General features: G+C 66.3%; 20 protein-coding genes and 1 riboswitch. Of the genes, 12 read left to right on the forward strand and 8 right to left on the reverse strand.

Annotated elements, in window-relative coordinates; all coding sequences use genetic code 11:
• From BKA23_RS00005 to BKA23_RS00025, 5 genes are all read right to left on the reverse strand, one after another.
• On the reverse strand, nt 1-471 hold a 471-nt coding region (locus tag BKA23_RS00005), incomplete at its 3' end, for a hypothetical protein (protein ID WP_145224347.1).
• Between the two features lie 152 nt (nt 472-623).
• Nucleotides 624-1,154, reverse strand: a complete 531-nt coding sequence (locus BKA23_RS00010) for a GNAT family N-acetyltransferase (protein ID WP_145224349.1) — start codon at nt 1,152-1,154, stop codon at nt 624-626.
• Nucleotides 1,151-1,993 (reverse strand): hypothetical protein, encoded by an 843-nt coding sequence (locus tag BKA23_RS00015; RefSeq protein ID WP_145224351.1) that lies wholly within the window; start codon nt 1,991-1,993, stop codon nt 1,151-1,153. Before BKA23_RS00015 ends, BKA23_RS00010 begins: the two co-directional genes overlap by 4 nt.
• Complete coding sequence (locus BKA23_RS00020) at nt 1,971-3,059, reverse strand: hypothetical protein (RefSeq protein WP_145224353.1); 1,089 nt, start codon at nt 3,057-3,059, stop codon at nt 1,971-1,973. The genes BKA23_RS00015 and BKA23_RS00020 overlap by 23 nt, the downstream gene beginning before the upstream one ends.
• A 186-nt stretch (nt 3,060-3,245) precedes the next feature.
• The gene (locus BKA23_RS00025; RefSeq protein WP_145224355.1) at nt 3,246-3,893 is read right to left on the reverse strand and encodes a dihydrofolate reductase family protein; all 648 of its coding nucleotides are present in this window, start codon (nt 3,891-3,893) and stop codon (nt 3,246-3,248) included.
• A gap of 169 nt (nt 3,894-4,062) precedes the next feature.
• A riboswitch (cobalamin riboswitch) is annotated at nt 4,063-4,201 on the forward strand.
• Between the two features lie 102 nt (nt 4,202-4,303).
• On the opposite strand from BKA23_RS00025, the gene BKA23_RS00030 reads away from it, so the two are divergent.
• The 9 genes from BKA23_RS00030 (at nt 4,304) to BKA23_RS00070 (ending at nt 15,286) form a co-directional block, all read left to right on the forward strand.
• A complete protein-coding gene (locus BKA23_RS00030; RefSeq protein WP_145224357.1) occupies nt 4,304-5,980 on the forward strand; it encodes a prenyltransferase/squalene oxidase repeat-containing protein in 1,677 nt (558 codons plus the stop codon).
• 1 nt (nt 5,981) lies between these two features.
• Complete coding sequence (locus BKA23_RS17540; RefSeq protein WP_170226302.1) at nt 5,982-6,911, forward strand: ABC transporter substrate-binding protein; 930 nt, start codon at nt 5,982-5,984, stop codon at nt 6,909-6,911.
• A gap of 6 nt (nt 6,912-6,917) precedes the next feature.
• Nucleotides 6,918-8,075 (forward strand): CbiQ family ECF transporter T component, encoded by a 1,158-nt coding sequence (locus BKA23_RS00040; RefSeq protein WP_145224359.1) that lies wholly within the window; start codon nt 6,918-6,920, stop codon nt 8,073-8,075.
• A complete protein-coding gene (locus BKA23_RS00045; RefSeq protein ID WP_145224361.1) occupies nt 8,072-9,685 on the forward strand; it encodes an ABC transporter ATP-binding protein in 1,614 nt (537 codons plus the stop codon). Before BKA23_RS00040 ends, BKA23_RS00045 begins: the two co-directional genes overlap by 4 nt.
• The gene (locus BKA23_RS00050) at nt 9,678-10,739 is read left to right on the forward strand and encodes an ECF transporter S component (protein ID WP_246104376.1); all 1,062 of its coding nucleotides are present in this window, start codon (nt 9,678-9,680) and stop codon (nt 10,737-10,739) included. The genes BKA23_RS00045 and BKA23_RS00050 overlap by 8 nt, the downstream gene beginning before the upstream one ends.
• A gap of 604 nt (nt 10,740-11,343) precedes the next feature.
• Nucleotides 11,344-12,072 carry a GntR family transcriptional regulator gene (locus BKA23_RS00055; RefSeq protein WP_145224362.1) on the forward strand — a complete coding sequence of 243 codons (729 nt, stop codon included), beginning with the start codon at nt 11,344-11,346 and terminating at the stop codon, nt 12,070-12,072.
• 153 nt (nt 12,073-12,225) lie between these two features.
• Entirely contained in the window at nt 12,226-13,488 is a 1,263-nt protein-coding gene (locus tag BKA23_RS00060; protein WP_145224364.1) for an extracellular solute-binding protein, read from the forward strand.
• The gene (locus BKA23_RS00065) at nt 13,485-14,387 is read left to right on the forward strand and encodes a carbohydrate ABC transporter permease (RefSeq protein ID WP_211841545.1); all 903 of its coding nucleotides are present in this window, start codon (nt 13,485-13,487) and stop codon (nt 14,385-14,387) included. Before BKA23_RS00060 ends, BKA23_RS00065 begins: the two co-directional genes overlap by 4 nt.
• A complete protein-coding gene (locus BKA23_RS00070; RefSeq protein WP_145224366.1) occupies nt 14,387-15,286 on the forward strand; it encodes a carbohydrate ABC transporter permease in 900 nt (299 codons plus the stop codon). Before BKA23_RS00065 ends, BKA23_RS00070 begins: the two co-directional genes overlap by 1 nt.
• Nucleotides 15,287-15,647: 361 nt before the next feature.
• Here the strand turns inward: BKA23_RS00070 and BKA23_RS00075 are convergent, their stop codons facing one another.
• The 3 genes from BKA23_RS00075 to BKA23_RS00085 are packed head-to-tail and all read right to left on the reverse strand — an operon-like array spanning nt 15,648 to nt 17,916.
• On the reverse strand, nt 15,648-16,496 hold the full coding sequence (locus BKA23_RS00075; protein ID WP_145224368.1) for a 5-oxoprolinase subunit C family protein: 849 nt from the start codon (nt 16,494-16,496) through the stop codon (nt 15,648-15,650).
• Nucleotides 16,493-17,125: a 5-oxoprolinase subunit B family protein gene (locus BKA23_RS00080; protein ID WP_211841651.1), complete on the reverse strand. Its 633-nt coding sequence runs from the start codon at nt 17,123-17,125 to the stop codon at nt 16,493-16,495. The genes BKA23_RS00075 and BKA23_RS00080 overlap by 4 nt, the downstream gene beginning before the upstream one ends.
• A gap of 11 nt (nt 17,126-17,136) precedes the next feature.
• Nucleotides 17,137-17,916, reverse strand: coding sequence for a LamB/YcsF family protein (locus tag BKA23_RS00085; protein WP_145224372.1), 780 nt, complete (start codon nt 17,914-17,916; stop codon nt 17,137-17,139).
• Nucleotides 17,917-17,972: 56 nt separating this feature from the next.
• On the opposite strand from BKA23_RS00085, the gene BKA23_RS00090 reads away from it, so the two are divergent.
• From BKA23_RS00090 to BKA23_RS00100, 3 genes are all read left to right on the forward strand, one after another.
• Entirely contained in the window at nt 17,973-18,674 is a 702-nt protein-coding gene (locus BKA23_RS00090; RefSeq protein WP_145224374.1) for a GntR family transcriptional regulator, read from the forward strand.
• A gap of 136 nt (nt 18,675-18,810) precedes the next feature.
• Nucleotides 18,811-19,515, forward strand: coding sequence for a DUF969 domain-containing protein (locus BKA23_RS00095; protein ID WP_145224376.1), 705 nt, complete (start codon nt 18,811-18,813; stop codon nt 19,513-19,515).
• Nucleotides 19,512-20,486 carry a DUF979 domain-containing protein gene (locus BKA23_RS00100; RefSeq protein WP_145224378.1) on the forward strand — a complete coding sequence of 325 codons (975 nt, stop codon included), beginning with the start codon at nt 19,512-19,514 and terminating at the stop codon, nt 20,484-20,486. The genes BKA23_RS00095 and BKA23_RS00100 overlap by 4 nt, the downstream gene beginning before the upstream one ends.
• Nucleotides 20,487-20,490: the final 4 nt, after the last annotated feature.

A 20,490-nucleotide genomic window follows, 5' to 3' on the forward strand; every position in this document is an offset into this window, starting at 1 on the left:
GTCGTCGATGTAGTCGGATTCATCGACGGTGAACGGATGCTCAGAACTGATCAGATAGATCGGCATGTGGTTGATGCCGGAAACCCGGCGTGCTTTTGGTGGGAAGTCAATTTCGACCCGTCGGGCCAAAATGAGCGGAATGGACCTCCCGTCGGAGCGCGCCTTCAACGTCACGACTCTCCAATCCGGTGTGTCGACAACAGATTTGAAGATCCATCCGACGCCCCAAGGCATCTCTTGGCTCGCTGCATGCGCACCGAACGGTGCGCAGTCGTCGCCCGCGATCTCGACAATCGGCCACGCGGGCACGAGCGCGTAGCCGGGCCGCTTCGGTGGTGCGTCCAACTCACCGGTGGCCGATCGAGGATTGGCCTCCCACTCGTCGAAGGTGTGCTGCCACTCGCGGAGGCGGTCATCAAGGTCGCCGGCCTCACCGTGCGCTTCGACAGACACTTCATCGTCTTCGATCACAACCTCGTCCACGATCACACGAATGCCGTCGATGGTTGTGAGATGCGCTTCCGCCTGACTTGTCGGTCGGAGAGTCACCCGTTGGTTCACGACCCGACCTCGCGACTCGAGTGACTAGAACTCATCGGCCGTCCGTTCTGATCATGAGGTCATCATTCATCCGTGCAGCGATGTCCACCAGCGTTGAGAGTGAATAGATCGCAGAGCGTTTGCGCTTGCACCTCGCGCCCGATGAGGTCGAAGCCAGTCTTCTGCAGCACGGCGCGGCTGGCGGGATTCTCGGCGGCGACGTAGGCATAGAGTCGGACATCAGGTGCGTTCGCCAGATGCCATTTCACGAGGCCTGCAGCGATCTCGGTGGCGAATCCGTGACCCCACAGTTCCCGCCGAATCGTGTAGCCCAACTCCCGTCCACCATCGATCGCGCCGAATCCGGCGCGCCCGACGAGGCGGCCGGTGTGATCGGCGACGCGCCACTTCGTGAACCCGGTCTCGGCCTGCTCGGCGATGTATTCGTCGATGAGAACCGTTGTTTCGCTTCGGCTTTCGGGTCTGCCGTTGCGAACGAAGCGCATCGTTTCGACGTCAGAGTGCACAGCAAGCAGGTCGTCGACGTCAGACGGTAGCCACGTCTCGGTGACCAAGCGGTCGGTCCGCAGAATGCACTGACGAGGCATGATCATTGCAGTGCTCGAAGTAGATCCTGCGCCAGTATCGCCGTGGCCACGGAAACCGTCTCGGGTTCTCCGATTCCCTCCTCTGCTCGACCAGCCATCATCGACACCGTTGCGTCGGGGCCGGCCGCCAGGAGGTCTTGGATCTGCGACAGCGCTTCGGCGGTTACCTCGGCGCTGACTTCGTCGGCGGCGAGACGCTCGAACCCGTCGACCAACTCCCCGGTTTCTATGGCCCTCAAAATCCGGTACATGTCATGCGCGTCTTTGTCGTTCAGCCTGTGCGGGGTGTCGATGCGCTCGGAGAGCTTGTGGATCTTGGCGACAAGCAAAGCGGCTGGCCCGGCGACCCGGACATCGAAGCGCCGGGTATCGGAAGGATCGAGCGCTCGCACCTCTTCGATGCTGTGATCCACGACCGCCGCCTCCAGTCCACGGGCGCGCCTCATGGCTCGCCGGTCGTGTGGCGGTACTCGCGCTCCTCGCCGACCGCCCGTCCCGGCGAGCGCGTCGGGGACCATCAAGTCGACAGGAACTCCGAGGCGACTTACCCATGATCCGGGCTGTCCATCGTCCGGATTTGGCTCGAAACCGGCCGAGCGCATCGCAACTTCGACGCGTGGATCCTCACCGAGCATGCGTGGATCAATCGCGAGGTCGCTGTCCTTCGTGGCTTCTGCGAGGGCTACGGGTGCTGTCGAGGTGCGGAGATACACGGCTTGGGCGCCGATAACGACGACCGCCTCGCGATGATCAGCGAGTGCCGCGAGGGCGTCGAGCATCACCGTGCGCGCGACGACCAAGAGGTCGCTGGGCGGGGTTATCTCACTTTCGCCACGATCGTTCATTTTTCTCCATCCACTGCAACAAGTGCTCCGCCTCAGCCGGGCTGCGACCCGGCCCCGTCATCAGATCGACGACCACCTGTGTCGGAGCTGCGATCTGAAGGCCGGTCGAGGTGGTGAGGCTTCGCTCGTACGCGATGTTGAAGTCGGGTTCAGCAAGCACGACGTTCGCTCCGGCTTCGGTGGGGCGGAGCCCCCACGCAGCGGCGGTTTCATCCGCGTTGACGGTGTAGATCATCGCGGAGCGGGCGGGCGCATAGGCGGCCCACTCGGCCGCGGCCAGTGTGCCCGTCATCGCATAGGTCGGTCCGTCGGAAGTAGCCGCACGCTTCTGCAGATCATCGAGACCCCGGGGCGCAATCCATCGGCTTGTTCGCGCGTTGTCCGCGAAGCTGTAGTCCTGGCTCCATCGCCGGAGAAGTGCCCGCCAGTCGGGGACGGAGATGGTCGACGATTCGCCACGTATGGCGAGGCCTTCTCGTTCCAAGAAGTCGATGACCCGGTATCCGGCTCCGGTCGAAACGCGAGCTACTCCGACGAGTTCGCGGACCTTCCACGCACCTCCGAAGTCGGCAAGCGTCCTCACGACTCGGGCGGCGGGCTCACCTTTAAGAGTTCCCCTAGGCCTACCTGGCCCGCGCCATGGATCTTTGTCCAACCCCTTGTCGGACAGGAACAGGCCCGGGTCGCTGAGCGACAGCTGGACGTTGCCCGTCGCGTCGAGGTAGTTCAACCCAGCCCCTGAAAGTTGGGCACGAACCTGAGGAGTGAGATATCGCGCCGCCACGAGCGGCTGTGCGTTTGGCACAAGCTTCGCGGAGCCGGCGAACTGCTCTGCCAGCCCTGGAACATCTCGACCCTCGACGGTCCCCTTCACCTGTACCGCGAGTGTGGCAGTGCGCCCGTCGGGTGCGGTGATCCGAAAGGCAGCATCGGCGCGTCGTCCGAGCAGGTCCGTTGGATCGAAGGTTTGGAGTGCCCAACGCGCAGGTAGCCGTTCCGTCAGTCCGGCGACAGCCTTACGGAGAATCTCGGTCTCGTTGGGCGGTGCCTCGACGGCGAGGACCATGGCGACCATCTCCTTTCAGTTCACGTAACTATACCTCTCCGCTGCCGGCGGAGAGGTATAGTTACCCGAACGCCCAGGGTTCTTCACGTCGAGCGCTCGCCCGACGGTCGCCACAGTCGTGCGCGAGCGACAAGCACTCGGAAGCCAGCCTGTGCACGACGCCCACGCTAATTTCTGCTGAATCTCCTATCGCGTGAAGGTCACGTGGATGGTGCCGCTCTCCGCGACCTCGCTCATCACCGAGTGTGTGGTCTCGAGTCCGCGCAGGTCGTCCCACACGCGGTTGCCGTGCCCGATCAGGATCGGCGCGATCGCAACGTGCAGCACGTCGACCAGGCCGGCACGCAGGAAGTCGCGCGCGACACCGATGCCGCCGCCGACGCACACGTTCAGACCACCAGCGGCAGTAACGGCTTCGGCCAGCACATCTTCGATCGGCGCATTGCGGAAGTGGAAGGTCGTGCCGCCCTTCATCACCAGCGACGGCCGCGGCGCGGTGTGCGTGAGCACGTATACGGGAGTGCGGAACGGCGGCTCGTCGTCCCACCAGCCCTTCCACTCCGGATCGTCGGGGAAGGAGTGCAGGCCGAACATCGCAGCGCCGATGATCTGTGAGCCGATGCCGTCGAAATGCGCTGCGGCATACCGGTCGTCGATCCCGGTCGTGCCCCGGCCGGTGGTGTCACCGAACACGCGCGACTGCATGGTGCGGGTGGCGGTGTACGCCTGCACCAACGGCCCCCAGTCCTCGCCCATCGGGTTGTCCGGCGACGTCCCCGGCGCCGGGCTGTACCCGTCCAGTGAGATGTTCAGGTCGACTCGGACTCGGGTCACGACGGATCTCCTCCTGTATGACGGTGCTCGGTCGCGTCGCCGCCATTTCGATGTGGACGGCGCCGTTGCGCCCGAGAACTCACCATAGGCATGTGCTGTGACAACCGCAGGTGAACAGCGAACGCTGACCGAGATCGAAACCTGTGCCCGTCGTCCGGCGGTGTTAAGGTCTGCCTCGGCGGGAGGCATCTGCGCTCACGCCGTCGAGATTCATCAGGGGAAGCCGGTTCGATTCCGGCGCTGTCCCGCAGCCGTGGTCCACGCCCAGCGTGGTGAGCCGGAATGCCTGATGCCGCTCGGGCAATCACAGGCTGTCGTGGACTGCAGTCGCGCCGAAACCGCACAACCGTCGCATGCGTCGGTGGCCGGTTCAGCTGGGGTCCATCCGTCATACCGGAGGAGTCCCCACCATGCAGGTGCCGATCAACAGGCGGCTGCTCGCCGCGACCGCCGGGGTGCTCACCGCGTGCGCCGGCACGGGTCTGGCCCATGCCCCGAGTTCGTATGCCGCAGTGGGTGGTTCGCCTCTGGCGACCGCTCCGGGCAATCCGGTCGCTGCGACCGCGGCAAGCACCTGGTTGCGCAGCCAACTCGACAGCACCGGCGCGATGCCCGGTTTCGCACCCGGCTCGCCGGACGTCGGCCTCACCATCGACACCTACTGGGCGATGAAGGCGGCCGGCGCACCGAAGGCGCAGCTGGCCAAGACCTGGTCGGCGATCTCCTCGCACGCGCAGGCGTATGCCGGGCCGCAGGTCTACAGCGGAGTCACCTACATCACGGCCGGCGCGTCGGCGAAGGTGCTCTTTGCCGCTGCGACCGCGGGCGTGAGTCCGGTCCTGACTCAGCCTGGCGGCTACAAGCTCAACATCCTCGATCAAACTCTCGCGCTGGTGAACCAGAAACCCGGTCCTGAGCACGGCCGACTACAGGATCCGGCCGCCGACGGCCCGGACAGCTCGAACCTCTTCAGTCAGTCGCTGGCCGTGCTCGGCTTCGTCGGCATGAACGAGCAGAAGACGACCAAGCGGGCCGTCGTGCAGGATGCCGTGAACTTCCTGCTCACCCAGCAGTGCAGCGCCGGCTACTTCCGGATGTTCTACAACGACAACCTCAGCTGCAACGCGGCTCGACCCAGCGGCAACGCCCAGCCGGACAATGACGGCACCTCGATGGGGTTGCAGGCCCTGATGGCGGCGAAGGCAGCCGGGCTGAGCGTGCCGCAGAGCGCGATCACCCGCGGCGCGGCCTTCCTTGTGTCGGCGCAGAAGGCGAACGGCAGCTTTGGTGGCGGCGTCTCGACCGAGTCACCCAACAGCAACAGCACCGGGCTGGCCGCAGCGACCTTGCAGGCAGCCGGTGAGATTCACGCAGCAGCAAAAGCCGGCGCGTGGATGACCACGGTGCAGGCGATGGAGCCCCGCATCAAGGGCACGCCGCTGGCTGCGGACGCCGGTGCGATCGCCTACGACCAGCCGACGTTCGCCGCCGCGCTGAAGAGCGGTATCGGCAGCATGGTCGGGGTCTGGCAGCGCGCGACGCCGCAGGCGATCTTCGCGTTCGCTCGCGTGCCCTTCATCGACCTGGTCAGCACTGTCAGTCCGACGAAACCCACTCCCACGCCCACACCCACTCCGACCAAGCGCTCGCCGAAGCCGACGCCCTCGCACACCACGACGCCGAAGCCGACATTGCCTGCGAGTCCGGCTGCCACGGCTGTGCGCCCGACCGCAGCGTCCAGCGCGACGTCCGCTGCCGGTGTCGTGGTCGGTGGCTCCGGTGGTGGAGGCGCTGCGGCGGGCTTGGCCGGCTCGAATCTGATCGCCGGAGCTGCGCCGCAGGGCGCGACCGGCGATGCTGCGCCAACCGCGACGGCCTCGGCAACGACCTCTGCCTCCGTCATACCGCCCGCGAGTTCGACGAGCACTCCGCGGGCCACCGGCCAGGCCGACGTGGCCGCCCTCGGGTCGCCGAGTTCGGCTCACGGCGGCACGAACGAGTGGCCGCTCACGATCGCCATCGTCATCGGTGCGCTCGCCGCCGGCGCGTTGCTGGTGACCCCACGTCTGCTGAAGAAGGAGGACTGAGATGCGGCGTCTTGCCCGATCCACCGCGGCAGTCGCGCTGGCGCTCGGCGCCACCGGCACCCTCGGCGTTGCCACCGCACCGCAGGCGCTGGCAGCCGGTTACAACGGCTTCTGCACCACCTCCACCGGCGTGACCGTCGTGGTCGACTTCCAGCAGCTCGGTGGCGGAGTCGTCGTCCGCTGCGCGCCTTCGATCCCGGCCGGCGGCACCGGCCTGGACGCCCTGCAGAACGCAGGCGTGCCGTATGCCGGAGTCGCGCGCTGGGGCGACGCCTTCATCTGCCGGTTGTTCAACAAGCCGTCGGCCACGCAAACGCTTCCGGTCACCGGCGACCCGTCATACAAAGAGGCGTGCGTCAACACCCCGCCGGCCTCGGCCTACTGGTCGTACTGGTTCGCGCCCAACGGCGGCACCTGGACCTACAGCCAGTTCGGTGTGACGAATCGCTCCGCGATCAAGGGCGGCTTCGAGGGCTGGTCGTTCTCCCTGAACGCCACGGCCGGGAGCAACCCGCCGCCGCGCATTGCCCCGGTGCGTCCTCAGACGTCGAGCCCGACGCCCACCCCGACCACGACGAGCACGACCGCGCCCCACAACGGTGGCGGTGGTGGCGGCACCACTCAGGCGACTGCTCCGGCTCAGAACACCGGCTCGACGGCTCTGCCATCGAGCCTGGCTGCGCATGAGCCGGCCAGCCAGCAAGCCGCCGAATCCAAGGTCAACCCCTCGCAGTCCGCCGCCATCGCAGCCGCGGGTGCGGCACAGAACGCCAAGAATCAGGGGCTGATCGTCAACTCCAACGCGCTGAACCAGCAGGTCGCCAAGGAGCAGTCGACCAGTCTCAACCTGCCCACGCTCATCGGCGCCGGGGTGCTCGCATTCCTGGTGGTCGCCGGCATCGGCACGCTGATCCGCCGCCGCGGGCACTGAACGGTCATGCCGGTGCTCGCCGAAATCGGCCGGTGGCTGCGCTTTTCGCGGTTGCCACGCAACATCCATCCGGTGGCGTGGTGGGTGTGGGCGATCAGCGTCGCGGTCGCGGCCACCTGGACGACGAACCCGTTGTTGCTGCTCCTGCTGATGGCGGCCTCGACGTGCGTGGTGCTGCGCCGTCGTGGCGACGCGCCCTGGTCACGGTCCTTCCGTCTTTACGTCATGCTCGGTGCGACGATTGTGGTGCTGCGCGTGTTCTTCCGCATCGTCTTCGGCGGAGGCGAGGGCACCACGGTGTTGCTGCGACTGCCGGACATTCCGCTGCCGCAGTGGGCGGCCGGCATCCGACTGTTCGGCACCGTCTCGGCGCAGTCGGTGCTCGGTGGTCTTTATAACGGGCTGCAGTTGGCGGCGATGGTGCTGTGCGTCGGTGCCGCGAATGCGCTCGCCAACCCGAAGCGCTTGCTCAAGGCAGTCCCCAACGGGCTGTATGACGTGGGAACCGCTGTCATTGTGGCGGTTTCGGTCTTCCCGCAGCTGGCCGAGAGTGTGCAGCGGGTGCGTCGGGCGAGACGCCTGCGTGGTGGTCTGGGCAAACGGCACGCGGTGCGGGCGGTCGTCATACCGGTGCTCGCCGATGCCCTGGACCGCTCACTGCTGCTCGCCGCGGCGATGGACTCGCGCGGCTACGGCCGGCACGGTCGCGACGGTGCACGCGCTGGTGCAATCACCGGCGCCTTGACGATCGTGGGCATGATCGGTGTCTGCATCGGTGCGTACAACATGCTCGGCCCGGACCCGAACTTCTGGCTGAAATGGCCCGCGCTCATCGGCGGGCTGGTCCTCGGCTGCAGCGGACTGTTCGTGGCCAGCACCCGGGTGCGCACCACCCGATACCGGCCTGACCCGATCGACCTCACCGCCGTTCTCGTCGGGGCGTGCGGGCTCGGCACGGTCGTGCTGATGTATGCCGCAAAGCAGTGGCAGCCGGCGCACCTCGTGCCGACGTTGCAGCCGTTGGAATGGCCGGTCATCGACACCCTTCCGCTGCTGGCCGCGCTCGTTGCGATGCTGCCCGCGTGGATTGCTCCGCACGCGCCGATGTCGACGAGCTCAAGTCCGGAAACCGTTGTGCCGCAAGAGATCGGAGTCGCCGCATGATTCGCCTCGAGCAGGTCGGGGTGCGTTACTCCGGTGCGACCGAGGATGCCTTGTCGGACGTCGATCTGAGCATTCCCGAAGGTGAACTCGTGCTCGTCGTCGGCAGCACCGGCGCCGGCAAGTCGACCTTGCTCGGCACGATCAACGGGCTGGTCCCGCACTTCACCGGTGGGCGGCTGCGCGGGCGGGTGACCGTCTTCGACTACGACACCCGCACCCACCCGCCGCGCGAGATGGCTGACGTCGTGGGGCGCGTCGGGCAGGACCCACTCGCTGGATTCGTCACCGACACCGTCGAGGAGGAACTCGCCTACTCGATGGAGCAGCTGGCCGTTGCGCCGAGCACCATGCGCAAACGGGTCGAGGAGGTGCTCGACCTGCTCGGCATCGCGGAGCTGCGGGCACGCCCACTGCACACGCTGTCCGGTGGCCAGCAGCAGCGTGTCGCCATCGGCAGCGCCCTCACCGCAGGCCCCCGGGTGCTCGTGCTCGACGAGCCGACCTCGGCGCTCGACCCGACCGCCGCCGAAGATGTGCTGGCAGCCGTCACGCGGCTCGTGCACGACCTCGGGACGACCGTCGTCATCGCCGAGCACCGGATGGAACGCGTTGTGCAGTATGCCGATTCGCTCGTTGTCGTCACCGGCGACCGGAACGTGCTGACTGGTCCGCCAGCGCAGTTGATGGCGCAGTCGCCGGTGGCGCCTCCGGTCGTCCAACTGGGACGGCTGCTCGGCTGGCACCCGCTGCCGTTGTCGGTCCGCGACGCACGGCGATGCGCCGGACCCGCCCGCGACATACTCGCCGGCCGTGAGCCGCGGAGACGCAGCCGCAGCGGCGACGGATCGGTCGCCTTGCGTGCCCACAAGGTCACCGTCGCGTATGGCGACAAGGTGGCCGTGCGCGAGGTCAGTGCGGACCTGCAGCGCGGCACGGTCACTGCCCTGATGGGCCGCAACGGCTCCGGCAAGTCCTCACTGCTGTGGGCCTTGCAGGGTTCGCTGAAGCGGCACAGCGGCTCGGTCGAGGTGGATGGACGCGATCCCGCCGCGCTGTCGGCGGACAAGGCCCGCGCGCGCGTCGGGCTCGTGCCGCAGTCGGCCTCGGATCTGCTCTATCTGGAGACGGTGTCCGCCGAGTGCCGGGCGGCTGACCTGTCCGCGGGTGCGGTCGGTGGTACGTGCAGGGCGTTGTTGGACGACCTGGTCCCCGGCATACCCGGGGAGCAGCACCCTCGGGACCTGTCCGAGGGTCAGCGGTTGGCGCTGGTGCTGGCGGTGCAGCTGACGGCTCGGCCGAAGGTGGTGCTGCTCGACGAACCGACGCGCGGGCTTGACTACAGCGCGAAGGCGCAGCTGGTGAATCAGCTGGATCTGCTTGCTCAGCAAGGGCATTCGATCATGGTCGCAACGCACGACGTGGAGTTCGTCGCGCAGGTCGCTGATCGGGTGATGGTGCTGGCCGAGGGCGAACTCATCGCCGACGGGCCGACCGCCGAAGTGGTGGCGTCGTCGCCGATCTTCGCGCCGCAGGTGGCCAAGGTGCTCGCGCCGCAACCGTGGCTGACGGTCGATCAGGTCGAGGCCGGGCTGGCGGGTGCGCGTGTCTGACGGGTCGCGGGTGTCGATGAGTTCGGGGCTGTCGCCGTCGGCACAGTCGCCGCAGCCGCAGCCGCAGCCGCAGCCGCAGCCGCAGCCGCAGCCGCAGCCGCAGCCGCAGCCGCAGGTGTCGGCGTCGGCGTCGGTACGGTCGCCGTTGTCGGACGTGAAGACGGACGCGAAGACGGACGCGGAAGCGGGGTGGCCGGGCGGCGGTGGCCTCGGCGATCGGTTGCCGGACTTTGTTGCCGCGCTTGACGGTTCGGCCGTCCGACTGGGCAAACGCTCGATCATCGCGCTGAGCTTGACCTCGGTCGCCGGAGTGATGATGTTCTTTTGGCCGCTGCTGGTGCGGGTCAAACCATCCGGTCTGCAACACGGGGCCGATGCGCCATACATCTTCGTCGCGGTGCTGCCCGTGCTCGTGCTGATCGTGCTCGCCCAGATTTCCGAAGGCGGCATGGATTCCAAGGCGCTCGCGATGCTCGGCGTTTTGTCGGCGGTCGATGCCGCCCTGCGTCCGCTCGGTGCCGGTGTGGCCGGGATCGAGACGGTGTTCTTCCTGCTGATTCTGGCCGGGCGGGTCTTCGGTCCAGGCTTCGGGTTCGTGCTGGGCTGCACGTCGCTGTTCGCGTCGGCGCTGCTGACCGCGGGTGTCGGCCCATGGCTGCCGTTTCAGATGTTGTGCTCTGGATGGATCGGGCTCGGCGCCGGTCTGTTGCCGCGACGCGTGCGCGGCAAGCGGGAGCTGGCGATGTTGATCGGCTACGGGATCGTGGTCGCCTATCTGTTCGGCGCGCTGATGAACCTGTGGTTCTGGCCGTTCATCACCGGTGCCGACGTGCCCTACTACTCCGGTCAGATCTCGTATGCCGCGGGCGCGCCCATCCTCGAAAACCTGCACCGGTTCCTGATTTTCACGTTGCTGACCTCCACCGGTGGTTGGGACACTGGGCGCGCGATCACCGACACGATCGCGCTGATCACCTTCGGTCCGGCGGTGCTGGCGGTGTTGCGTCGAGCAGCCCGCCGGGCGTCCTACGACCCGATCCGCTCCAGTGACTGACGCAACCGGCGCGAGTGTCACGCATGCGCCCGGGAACGCTGCGAGTGTCACGGACGCGCCCTGGGGTGGCGGTGTTGAGGGCAATTGCGTTCCAATGGCATGCGCCGGGGGCGCTGGCGTGCCAGTGGTTGATTAAGTGGTGGTGCATCGTGCGCCACGCCGCGAGTGTCACGGACGCGCCCTGGGGTGGCGGTGTTGAGGGCAGTTGCGTGCCAGTGGCGTGGATCGGGGGCGCTGTCGTGTCAGTGGTGGTCGCGAGTGGCACGTGCGTGCCCGCTGCGGCGCGAGTGTCACGCATGCGCCCTGGGATGTCGTGAGTGTCACGGACGTGCCCTGCTGCGGCGCGAGTGTCACGCAGGTGCCGCGGGGCGGCGGGATTGAGGGCAGTTCCGTGCCAGTCGCGTGCGTTGAGGGCGCTGTCGTGCCAGTGGTGAGCGTGCAATGCCCTAGCGTGCCAGTGGTGAGTGTGGGTGCTCGCGAGTGACACGTGGGCGCCCCGGGGCGGTGCGAGTGACACGAAAGCGCAGTAGTTGGTCTAGACCAATCGCAGATCCCGTGGTTGACTTCGGCGACCAGTCGTCGAGTCGGCCGAAGGGATGTGATCGTGGCCATCGAACCCCACGTGCCCGAGCCGAAGTATGTCGCAGTGAAGCATCTGCTGCTCGACATCATCGCCGAACTTGGCGCCGGCGCCGCGCTACCGACGGAACGTGCTCTGGCGCAACAGTGTTCGACGTCGCGCACCACCGTGCGTCAGGCCATCAACGAGCTCGTCGTCCAGGGTCGCATCGTGCGCCGCCAGGGCGCGGGCAACTTCGTCGCCGACGGCAAGATGAACTGGCCGCTCTATCTGGCCAGTTTCACCGAGCAGGCCGCCGCCAACGGCATGGTCGCGACCTCGCAGACCATCGGCACGAAACGCGAGCGCGCGAATGCCGAAGTCGCCGAACGTCTTGCGGTCGAGCCAGGTGATCCGGTCTATCGACTGGACCGGTTGCGGATCGCCGACGGCGTGCCGATGTGTGTGGAAACCTCTGTGCTGTCAGCGGATCGGTTCCCCGGGCTCAGCCGTCGAATCCGCTCGGTCGGCTCGTTGCACTCGCTGCTGGGCGAGCAGTATGACGTCGAACTCACCCGCGGCGAGGAGACCATCCAGATCGAGCCGGCCACGCCCCGGGTGGCCGGACTGCTGGATCTCGACGTTGGCGCACCGTTGCTGGTGGTGCGTCGTCACAGTTTCGACAAGCGCGGCACGCCGGTCGAGTGGGGGACGACGTGGATGCGTGGCGACGGTGTCGTCTTTGTCGCGCACCTCGAAGTCCGCCGTTCGTGACCGCGCTGCGGCATACAGCTCGGGCCGGACGAAAAGAACTGACAGCCGGTAAACAGTTGATAAATGGTCTAGACCAATCTTGTGATCGCCAGTAGTGTCGCCTGCATCCACCCGGGTGCTCCGGTGGCACGCTCAAACCGGAAAGAAGAACCCATGTCGCGCAAACTCATCGCATCGCTGGCCATCGCCGGCGTCGGATCGCTCGCCCTGACCGCATGTGCGGGAGGCGGCGGGACCAAAAGCACGTCTGCCGGCACCGGTCCCGGCGGGGTGACCACGCTGAAACTCGTGGTCGCCGACTACGGCACCGGCCCGAGCAACACCAGCAGCAAGTACTGGCAGAGCATCATCACCGCGTTCGAAGCGCAGAACCCCAAGATCAAGGTCAACGTGACCGCGATCAACTGGAACGACTTCGACAACCAGGTTCAGACGATGATCCAGAACCACCAGTACCCCGACATCACCGAGGGTGACTACTTCGCCAACTACGCGCAGGAGAAGCTGCTCTATTCCGCCGACCAGGTGCTGAGCAACCCGGACAACCTGCTGCCGGTCTTCAAGAATCAGGGCAGCTACGACGGTGTGCAATACGGCATGCCGTGGACCACCAGCAGCCGCACGCTGTTCTACAACAAGAAGCTCTTCGCCGAGGCGGGCATCACCACGCCGCCGACCACGTGGGCGCAGGTACAAACCGACGCGACCAAGATCAAGGCCACCGGCAATGTCGGCTACGGCCTGCCGCTGGGGCCGGAGGAGGCCCAGGCCGAGGCACTGCTGTGGTTCCTCGGTAACGGCGGCGGTTACCAGAACGCCTCGGGGCAGTACGACATCAACAGCACGCAGAACGTGCAGACACTGGACTTCCTCAAGAGCTTCGTCGCATCAGGCGTCACCGAGCCGAACCCAGCCTCCAAGAACCGCACCGACCTGTGGCAGCAGTTCGCGTCCGGCACGATCGGCATGATCAACGGCTCGCCGGCGCTGATCCCGATCATCAACAGCGGCGGCAAGCTGACCAGCAGCGACTGGGCCTCCGTGCAGATCCCCGGCAAGAACGGTCCGCTCAACACCACCCTCGGTGTGTGTGACAACGTCGCGGCGTTCAACGCCAACGGTCACCAGGCCGCCATCAAGGCCTTCCTCGACTTCGCCTACCAGGACAAGTACCAGCTGCAGTTCGACAAGGAATACGACCTGCTGCCGGCCACGACCTCCGCGACCCAGGCGCTGTCGTCCGACCCGATCTTCGGGCCCTTCCTCAAGGCATTGCCGCAGTCGGTGCAGTACCCGAGCACGACCAGCTGGGCCAACACCAAGACGCAGATCCAGCAGACGATCGGCACGGCGTTGACGGGCAACCCCAAGTCGGTGCTCGACCAGATCCAGCAGACCGCCACCAAGAGTCAGTGAGCACCAACGTCCCACGGGCCAACCCACTGCGGCGGTTCACGCCGCTGCTGTGGGTGGGCCCGGCCGCCGCGCTGATCATCGGCGTCGTCATCTGGCCCGTCGTGGTGATGGCCACGACATCCACGCTCAACATCAGCCCGGACGGCTTCAACCTCGGATCAGCGGGCCTGGGCAACTACCGAGAGCTTTTTCAGGAGATCGCGCTCCCTGGCGTGCTCATGCGCACTGCCGTCTGGGTGGTGGGCGTCGTGGTCGTCACGATGGTCGTCTCACTGTTGCTGGCGCAGTTGTTCAACCAGGCGTTTCCTGGCCGCCGGGTTGCGCGGTGGGCCCTGATCGCGCCGTGGGGCGCGTCGGTGATGATGACGTCACTGATCTTCCGGTGGGCGCTCAACGCTCAGAACGGCGTCGTCAACGTCATACTGCACGACCTGGGTCTGGTGAATCTCGGCACAGATCAAGCAGATTGGCTGGGTCGGCCGGTCGCGGCATTCGTCTGGATGATGGCGGTCGCCGTCTTCGTGTCGCTGCCGTTCTCGACCTACGCGATCCTCGCCGGGCTGCAGACGATGGACTCCGCGGTCTACGAAGCGGCCCGCGTCGACGGCGCCAGCCCGTGGCGGATCTACCGCTCGATCACCCTGCCGCTGCTGCGCCCAGCGCTGATCGTCGCCACCCTCATCAACGTCATCAACGTGTTCAACTCCTTCCCGATCATCTGGGAGATGACCCGCGGCGGCCCCGGCTACTCGACCAGCACCACGACGACATTCATGTTCATCCTGAAGCAGAGCTACATCGGTGAATCCGCGGCGCTGTCGGTCATCAACTTCGCGATCGTGGTCATCGTCGCCCTGGTGTTCCTCAAGGTCGCCAAATGGAAGGACCAGGTCGACTGATGAGCTCCATCGCAGAACCTCTGCCCGCCGAGACGTTGTCCGGAGAATCGTTGCCGCCCAAGCGTGTTCGGCGCCCACGTGCGCCGATCACGACGCGCAAGCTGATCCTGTCCGTCATCGCGTATGCCGTTGCTCTCGTCTTCGTGCTGCCGTATGTCTTCATGGTGCTGACCGCCATGCGACCGGCGTCGGACATCTCGGCACCAACGCTGCTGCCTGACCACTTCGACTTCTCCAACTTCACCTCGATCTGGAGCACCGGCTTCGGCAGCAACCTGGGCGCCAGCCTCATCGTCGCCGGTGGCGCGACCGTGCTGGTGCTGCTCGTCGCGGTGCCGGCGGCGTACTACTGCGCACGACGCCGATTCCGTGGGCGGATGCTCTTCCTGGTCATGGTGCTGGCCACGCAGATGTTCCAGCCGGCCGCGATGCTGGTCGGCATACAGCGGGAATTCATCCAGTTCAACCTGCCACCGCTGGTGTCGCTGATCCTGATCAACGGCGGATTCAACATGGCCTTCGCGATCTGGATTCTGACGGCATACTTTTCGTCGATCCCGGCCGAGCTGGAGGAAGCGGCCATGGTCGACGGGTCGAGCCGGCTCGGGGCGCTCGGGCGGATCACCCTGCCGTTGGCGATGCCCGGCATCATGACCGCGCTGATCTTCACCTTCATCGCGGCGTGGAACGAATTCATCGTCGCGCTGACCCTCACACTGGGGCAGTCCTCGGGCAACACCCCGCTGACCGTCGCGATCAACAACTACATCGGGCAGTACTCCATCGACTGGGGTCACCTGTTCGCCGGTTCGGTGATCGCGACCGTGCCCGTCATCATCCTGTTCGCGGCCATCGAAGGACGAGTGGTCGGCGGACTGACCGCCGGTTCGATCAAGTAACGGCGGGCGAGCCGTGGGAACGCTGCGAGTGTCACGGGCGTGCTGCGGTGTGGCGTGAGTGTCACGGGCGTGCCCCGATGTGCAGTTGCCGAAGGCCATTCCGTGCCAGTGGCGTTCACAATGGGCGCTTCCGTGCCAGTGGCTTTCACTGGGGGCGATTTCGTGCCACACGGATCACTGCAGTCCTCGGCTGGAGTGCCCGCAGCGACGCCGCGCGTCATACAAGGCAGTGCGCGGTCCACAGTGACGGCGCGCGTCATACAAACGGCAAGGACGCCGGACCGCCCCACCAGAGATCGCGGGGGCGCGAACACGGTCAGCTGGTGCGGAATCTCACCCGGTCGCCGGGGCGCGAACACCATCAGCTGGTGCGGAATCTCACGCGGTCGCCGGGGCGCACTTGCGCCAGGCGGTCGACGTCGGAGTCGCGCACGACCGCGATCACGGGGTAGCCACCAGTCGTCGGATGGTCGGCGAGGAATACGAGGGGTTGGCCGTTCGGCGGCACTTGGATTGCGCCACGGACCATGCCCTCGCTCAGCAGTTCATCGAAGCGTGCGCGTTGCAGCGTCGGCCCGGTGAGCCGGATGCCGACCCGGTCCAACTCGCCCGTCGCAGACCATGCCGAGTGCGTCAGTATGTCGATCGCGACGTGCGTGAACCAGTCGTCCCTCGGCCCGAGTATGACGCCGACCTCCACGTCGCCGATCCATCGTCCGGGCTGAAACGCCTGCGGTTGAGGCGAATTCGTCGCCTCTCCGATCGACAGGTGATCACCGGGTGCAAGTGGCGCCGGTCCGAGACCGGCCGCGGGTGAAGACGCTGCGCTTCCGTACAAAAGCGGGGCTTGAACTCCGCCGCGCACGGCCAGGTAGGTGCGCAAACCGACCTGCGGCACACCGATCGAAAGGGTCTCACCGGCGCGCATGGTCAGGGCTGCACCGAAGGCAACCGGCCGACCGTCGACGCGCACCTCGGCAGGTGCACCGGTTACTGCGACCAGCCGGCGGCTGGTGGCGCGCACGGTCAGTCCGCCCATCAGCAATTCGATGCCGGCAGCGCTGATCTCATTGCCTACCAGGCGATTTGCGGCGATGACGGCGGCGCGATCGGCCGCTCCGCCGGGGGTCACTCCGACCTCGCCATGACCTGGCCGGCCGAGATCCTGGATCGTCGCCAGCGGCCCTGCCCGCAGCACCTGCAGACTCATCGCACGGCTTCGAATCGGATCGCGCGGCCCGGCGTCAGCAATGCGGGCGGCTGACGGGCGGCGTCCCACATCGGCATCTCGGTGTGGCCGATCAGTTGCCAGCCGCCCGAGGTGGCAGTCGGATAAATGCCGGTCCAGGCCCCGGCGAGCGCTACCGAGCCCGCAGGCACGCGCACGCGTGGAGACTCCAGTCGCGGCACCTGACGAGGGTCGATCACGTTGTCCTGCAACAGATATCCGAAGCCGGCGGAGAATCCCGCGAAGTCGAGCCGCCACAGGTCGCCGGTGTGCCAGCTCACGACCCCCTCCATGCTCAGGCCGAAAAGGTCGGCCACGGTCGCCAGGTCGTCACCGTCGTAACGCACCGGTATGACGAGCACGTCGTCCTGGGTGGCGACGTGTGCGTGAGATGCCCCGGCATCGATGGATGTCAACGCGTCTTGAACGAGCGCCAGTTGGGATGCGTCATGCACGCGCACGAGCACCGTGCGTGCCGCGGGCACCTGCTCGACGACGGCGCCGGCCAGTGGTGCCGACCGGCGTGCGACCCGCAGGGCCGCATCCCAGGCGCGCCGGGTGGCCTCGTCCGGCAGTTCGACGAGCAGCGCCCGGTCGCCGCACGGCAGCATCCGCACGGCGGTCAGCCCGCGCTCGCGGCGGCGAAGGGCGTGATCTCGATGCCGGCGTCGGTCAGAGCGGCGCGCACGGCCAGGGCCATACCGACCGCATCCGGTGAATCCCCATGGATACAAACAGAATCTGCGGTCATCCGTATGGTGGATCCGTCGATCGCGGTCAGTTCGCCAGTCGTCACCAGGCGCACGACCCGCCGCGCCACATCGGCCGCATCGTGCAGCACCGAGCCGGGCTCCCGCCGCGACACCAGGGTCGCCTCGCTCGTGTAGGCACGATCGGCGAAGGCCTCGGCGACAGTGCGCAGACCCGCCACCTCTGCCAAGCGCAGCACCTCCGATCCCGGCAGCCCCAGGATCGGCAAGGTGCGGCGCCGATTGCCGTATGCCGCAACGGCGTTCACCACTGCTTGTGCTTGTTCCGTGTGGTGCACGATCGCGTTGTAGAGCGCTCCGTGCGGCTTCACGTAGGCCACCTCGCCTCCGACCGATCGGGCGATCCCGTCGAGAGCCCCCAGTTGATAGAGCACATCGGCATACAGCTCGTCGGGAGCGACGTCGATGAAGCGCCGGCCGAAGCCGGGCAGGTCGCGATAACCGACCTGCGCACCGATGATCACGCCACGCTCCACCGCCGCGGCGCACGAGCGCACCAAGGTGGCCGGATCGCCCGCGTGAAACCCGCAGGCGACATTCGCCGAGGACACCACGTCGAGCATCGCCTCGTCATCACCGAGAATCCAGTGACCGAAGGATTCACCGAGGTCGGCGTTGAGATCGATCTTCATGCAAGGATTGTTCAACAGAATCTCCTCGTGTCAACCCGTAGGCGAAGAAGGTGGCTATGGCCGGAATGGCAGTCAGTGGTCTTGTGGAGGCACTGCGACAGGAGATCTTCGATGGACGGCTACGACCCGGCGACCGTCTCGACGAGGTCACTCTGGGGCGTCGATTCGGAGTCAGTCGCAACACGTTGCGTGAGGGCTTCCGGGTCTTGGCGCAGGGGCATCTGGTCGAGCACCGCCCCAACAGGGGGGTCTTCGTGCGCAGCTTGTCCGTCTGCGAAGCGCGTGACATCTATCAGGCCCGACGCATCGTCGAGTGCGGCGCGCTTCGTGAGGCAGCACTGCGCGGTGCACAATTCCAGGCGGACGGAGACGATGCCGATGATGATGCCTGGAAGGCTGAAATCGGCTCAATAAGAGCGGTTTTGGCCGACGGAAGAGCCGCCGCTGAGTGCGGTGACTGGGACGCCGTCGGCAGCAGCAACAGTGCCTTCCACCTGGCGCTTGTCGCACTGGCCGGCAACCACGTGCTCGACCGGACCATGCGGCAGTTGCTCACCGAGATGCGCCTGCTGTTCGTCGTCGTGGCCTCGGCACGCGATGTGCACGAGCCGTATGTGGACCTCAACGAGCAGATCGCGACGTTGATCGAGGCCGGACAGATCGTGCGTGCCGCTGTGGTGCTGGAGGAGTATCTGATGCGCGCGGAGCGGCACCTGCTGGATCGCTATGCCAGCAGCGTCGATGGCGCCTCCAGGTGAGGGAGAAGAAACTTACCGCCCGGGAACCCTTGTCATAATTGTTCAACAATCATAAGGTCGCTCGTCAGGTGCAGGCACTCGGCCACACCCACCGGCGCTGCGTCGCCGGGTCTCCCGCCGAGGTGGTAGCTATCGCATGTGGGTCCTTCTCGCCGTCGTCGTCGTAGTCGTCGGCTTTGCTCTCAAACTCAACTCGATGCTCGTGGTCACTGCGGCCGGCATCGTCGCCGGCCTGATTGCCGGGCTGAGTCCGGTGGCGATCGTCGAGGCGTTCGGCTCCGGATTCGCCGGCTCACGGTCGGTCACCGTCTTCGTCGTCGTGCTCCCGGTCATCGGCCTCATCGAGCGACATGGCCTGCAGGAGCAGGCGCGCACGCTCATCGCGAAGTTGCGGGGGCTGACGACGGGACGACTGCTGGCGTCATACCTGTTGATCCGCCAAGTCACTGCCGCGCTCGGTATGACGTCGATCGGTGGACCCGCCCAGGCAGTGCGCCCGATCGTGGCGCCGATGGCCGAAGCTGCAGCAGAGCGCGAGCACGGGCCGCTCACCGAGCAGATGCGCGAGAAGACCAGGTCGTATGCCGCATCCGCTGACACTGTCGGCGTCTTCTTCGGCGAGGACATCTTCGTTGCGGTCGGTTCGATTCTGCTGATCACCGGATTCGTCGATGCGACCTACGGACTCACGCTCGACACGCTGCAGGTGGCGCTCTGGGCGATCCCGACGGCGATCTGCGCGTTCCTGATCCACGGCTACCGGATGCTGCGCTTCGACCGGCAACTGGCACGTATGGCGGCCGCAGGCGGCGCCATCGACGGCAAAGCGGCACTGCGATGATCAAACTCGAGTGGGTCCTGTGGCTGGTAGCCGCGCTGTTCCTGGCCAATGCAGTCATCCGGTTGACCGACAGCACCGACCGCAAACATGTTGGCGGTGCTGCCTTCTGGGCGGTCCTCGCGTTCACCTTCGCCTACGGCGGACAGGTGAAGAAGACTGGTGCCAGTGCCTTCGTCGAAGGCATCGCCGTGCTCGCTCTGGCTGTCCTGGCGGGGGTGGGATTCCCCGGCAAGGGCACCCGCGAACTGGTCACTGATGACGAAAAGGTTGCAGGAGCAAGGAGGTTCGGCAACAAGCTCTTCCTGCCCGCGCTGCTGATCCCGATCATTGCAGTGATCTTCGGATCAGCATTGTCCAAGGTGCACATCGGCAAGCAGCTCCTGTTGGAAGACTCGTCCGCAACGATCATCGGCCTGGGGGTTGCATCCGTCGTCGCACTCTTCGTCGCGATGGTGCTGTTCAAGGTGAAGAGCCCGGCGACGCCATTCCGGGAGAGCGACCGGCTGCTCGGTCACATCGGCTGGGCCGCGATTCTGCCGCAGTACCTCGCCACGCTCGGGATCCTGTTCACCGCGGCCGGAGTCGGCAAAGCCGTTGGGAAGATAACGGGTTCGGTGCTGCCCAAGCACTTTCTGCTGGCGGCAGTGATCGTCTACTGCCTCGGGATGCTGGTGTTCACCGTCATCATGGGCAACGCCTTCGCGGCCTTCCCTGTCATGACGGCAGCGGTGGGCTGGCCGATTCTGGTGCAGCAGTATCACGGTCACCCGGCCCCGATCTTCGCCATCGGCATGCTTGCCGGATTCTGCGGAACGCTCATCACACCGATGGCGGCGAACTTCAATCTTGTGCCCGCTGCGCTGCTCGAACTGAAAGATCAATACGGCCCGATCAAGGCGCAACTTCCGACGGCGATTCCTCTCTGGATCTGCAACGTTGCCCTGATGTACTTCCTGTGTTTTTCGAGGTGACAAC

The sequence above is a fragment of the Rudaeicoccus suwonensis genome (assembly GCF_007829035.1).
GTDB classification, from domain to species: domain Bacteria; phylum Actinomycetota; class Actinomycetes; order Actinomycetales; family Dermatophilaceae; genus Rudaeicoccus; species Rudaeicoccus suwonensis.

Bases quoted from the DNA above. Each gene is read 5' to 3' on its own strand.
- BKA23_RS00010 (WP_145224349.1), bottom strand. From the start codon at position 1,154: ATGATCATGCCTCGTCAGTGCATTCTGCGGACCGACCGCTTGGTCACC.
- BKA23_RS00015 (WP_145224351.1), bottom strand. From the start codon at position 1,993: ATGAACGATCGTGGCGAAAGTGAGATAACCCCGCCCAGCGACCTCTTG.
- BKA23_RS00020 (WP_145224353.1), bottom strand. From the start codon at position 3,059: ATGGTCCTCGCCGTCGAGGCACCGCCCAACGAGACCGAGATTCTCCGT.
- BKA23_RS00030 (WP_145224357.1), top strand. From the start codon at position 4,304: ATGCAGGTGCCGATCAACAGGCGGCTGCTCGCCGCGACCGCCGGGGTG.
- BKA23_RS17540 (WP_170226302.1), top strand. From the start codon at position 5,982: ATGCGGCGTCTTGCCCGATCCACCGCGGCAGTCGCGCTGGCGCTCGGC.
- BKA23_RS00040 (WP_145224359.1), top strand. From the start codon at position 6,918: ATGCCGGTGCTCGCCGAAATCGGCCGGTGGCTGCGCTTTTCGCGGTTG.
- BKA23_RS00045 (WP_145224361.1), top strand. From the start codon at position 8,072: ATGATTCGCCTCGAGCAGGTCGGGGTGCGTTACTCCGGTGCGACCGAG.
- BKA23_RS00060 (WP_145224364.1), top strand. From the start codon at position 12,226: ATGTCGCGCAAACTCATCGCATCGCTGGCCATCGCCGGCGTCGGATCG.
- BKA23_RS00070 (WP_145224366.1), top strand. From the start codon at position 14,387: ATGAGCTCCATCGCAGAACCTCTGCCCGCCGAGACGTTGTCCGGAGAA.
- BKA23_RS00075 (WP_145224368.1), bottom strand. From the start codon at position 16,496: ATGAGTCTGCAGGTGCTGCGGGCAGGGCCGCTGGCGACGATCCAGGAT.
- BKA23_RS00080 (WP_211841651.1), bottom strand. From the start codon at position 17,125: ATGCTGCCGTGCGGCGACCGGGCGCTGCTCGTCGAACTGCCGGACGAG.
- BKA23_RS00085 (WP_145224372.1), bottom strand. From the start codon at position 17,916: ATGAAGATCGATCTCAACGCCGACCTCGGTGAATCCTTCGGTCACTGG.
- BKA23_RS00090 (WP_145224374.1), top strand. From the start codon at position 17,973: ATGGCCGGAATGGCAGTCAGTGGTCTTGTGGAGGCACTGCGACAGGAG.
- BKA23_RS00095 (WP_145224376.1), top strand. From the start codon at position 18,811: ATGTGGGTCCTTCTCGCCGTCGTCGTCGTAGTCGTCGGCTTTGCTCTC.
- BKA23_RS00100 (WP_145224378.1), top strand. From the start codon at position 19,512: ATGATCAAACTCGAGTGGGTCCTGTGGCTGGTAGCCGCGCTGTTCCTG.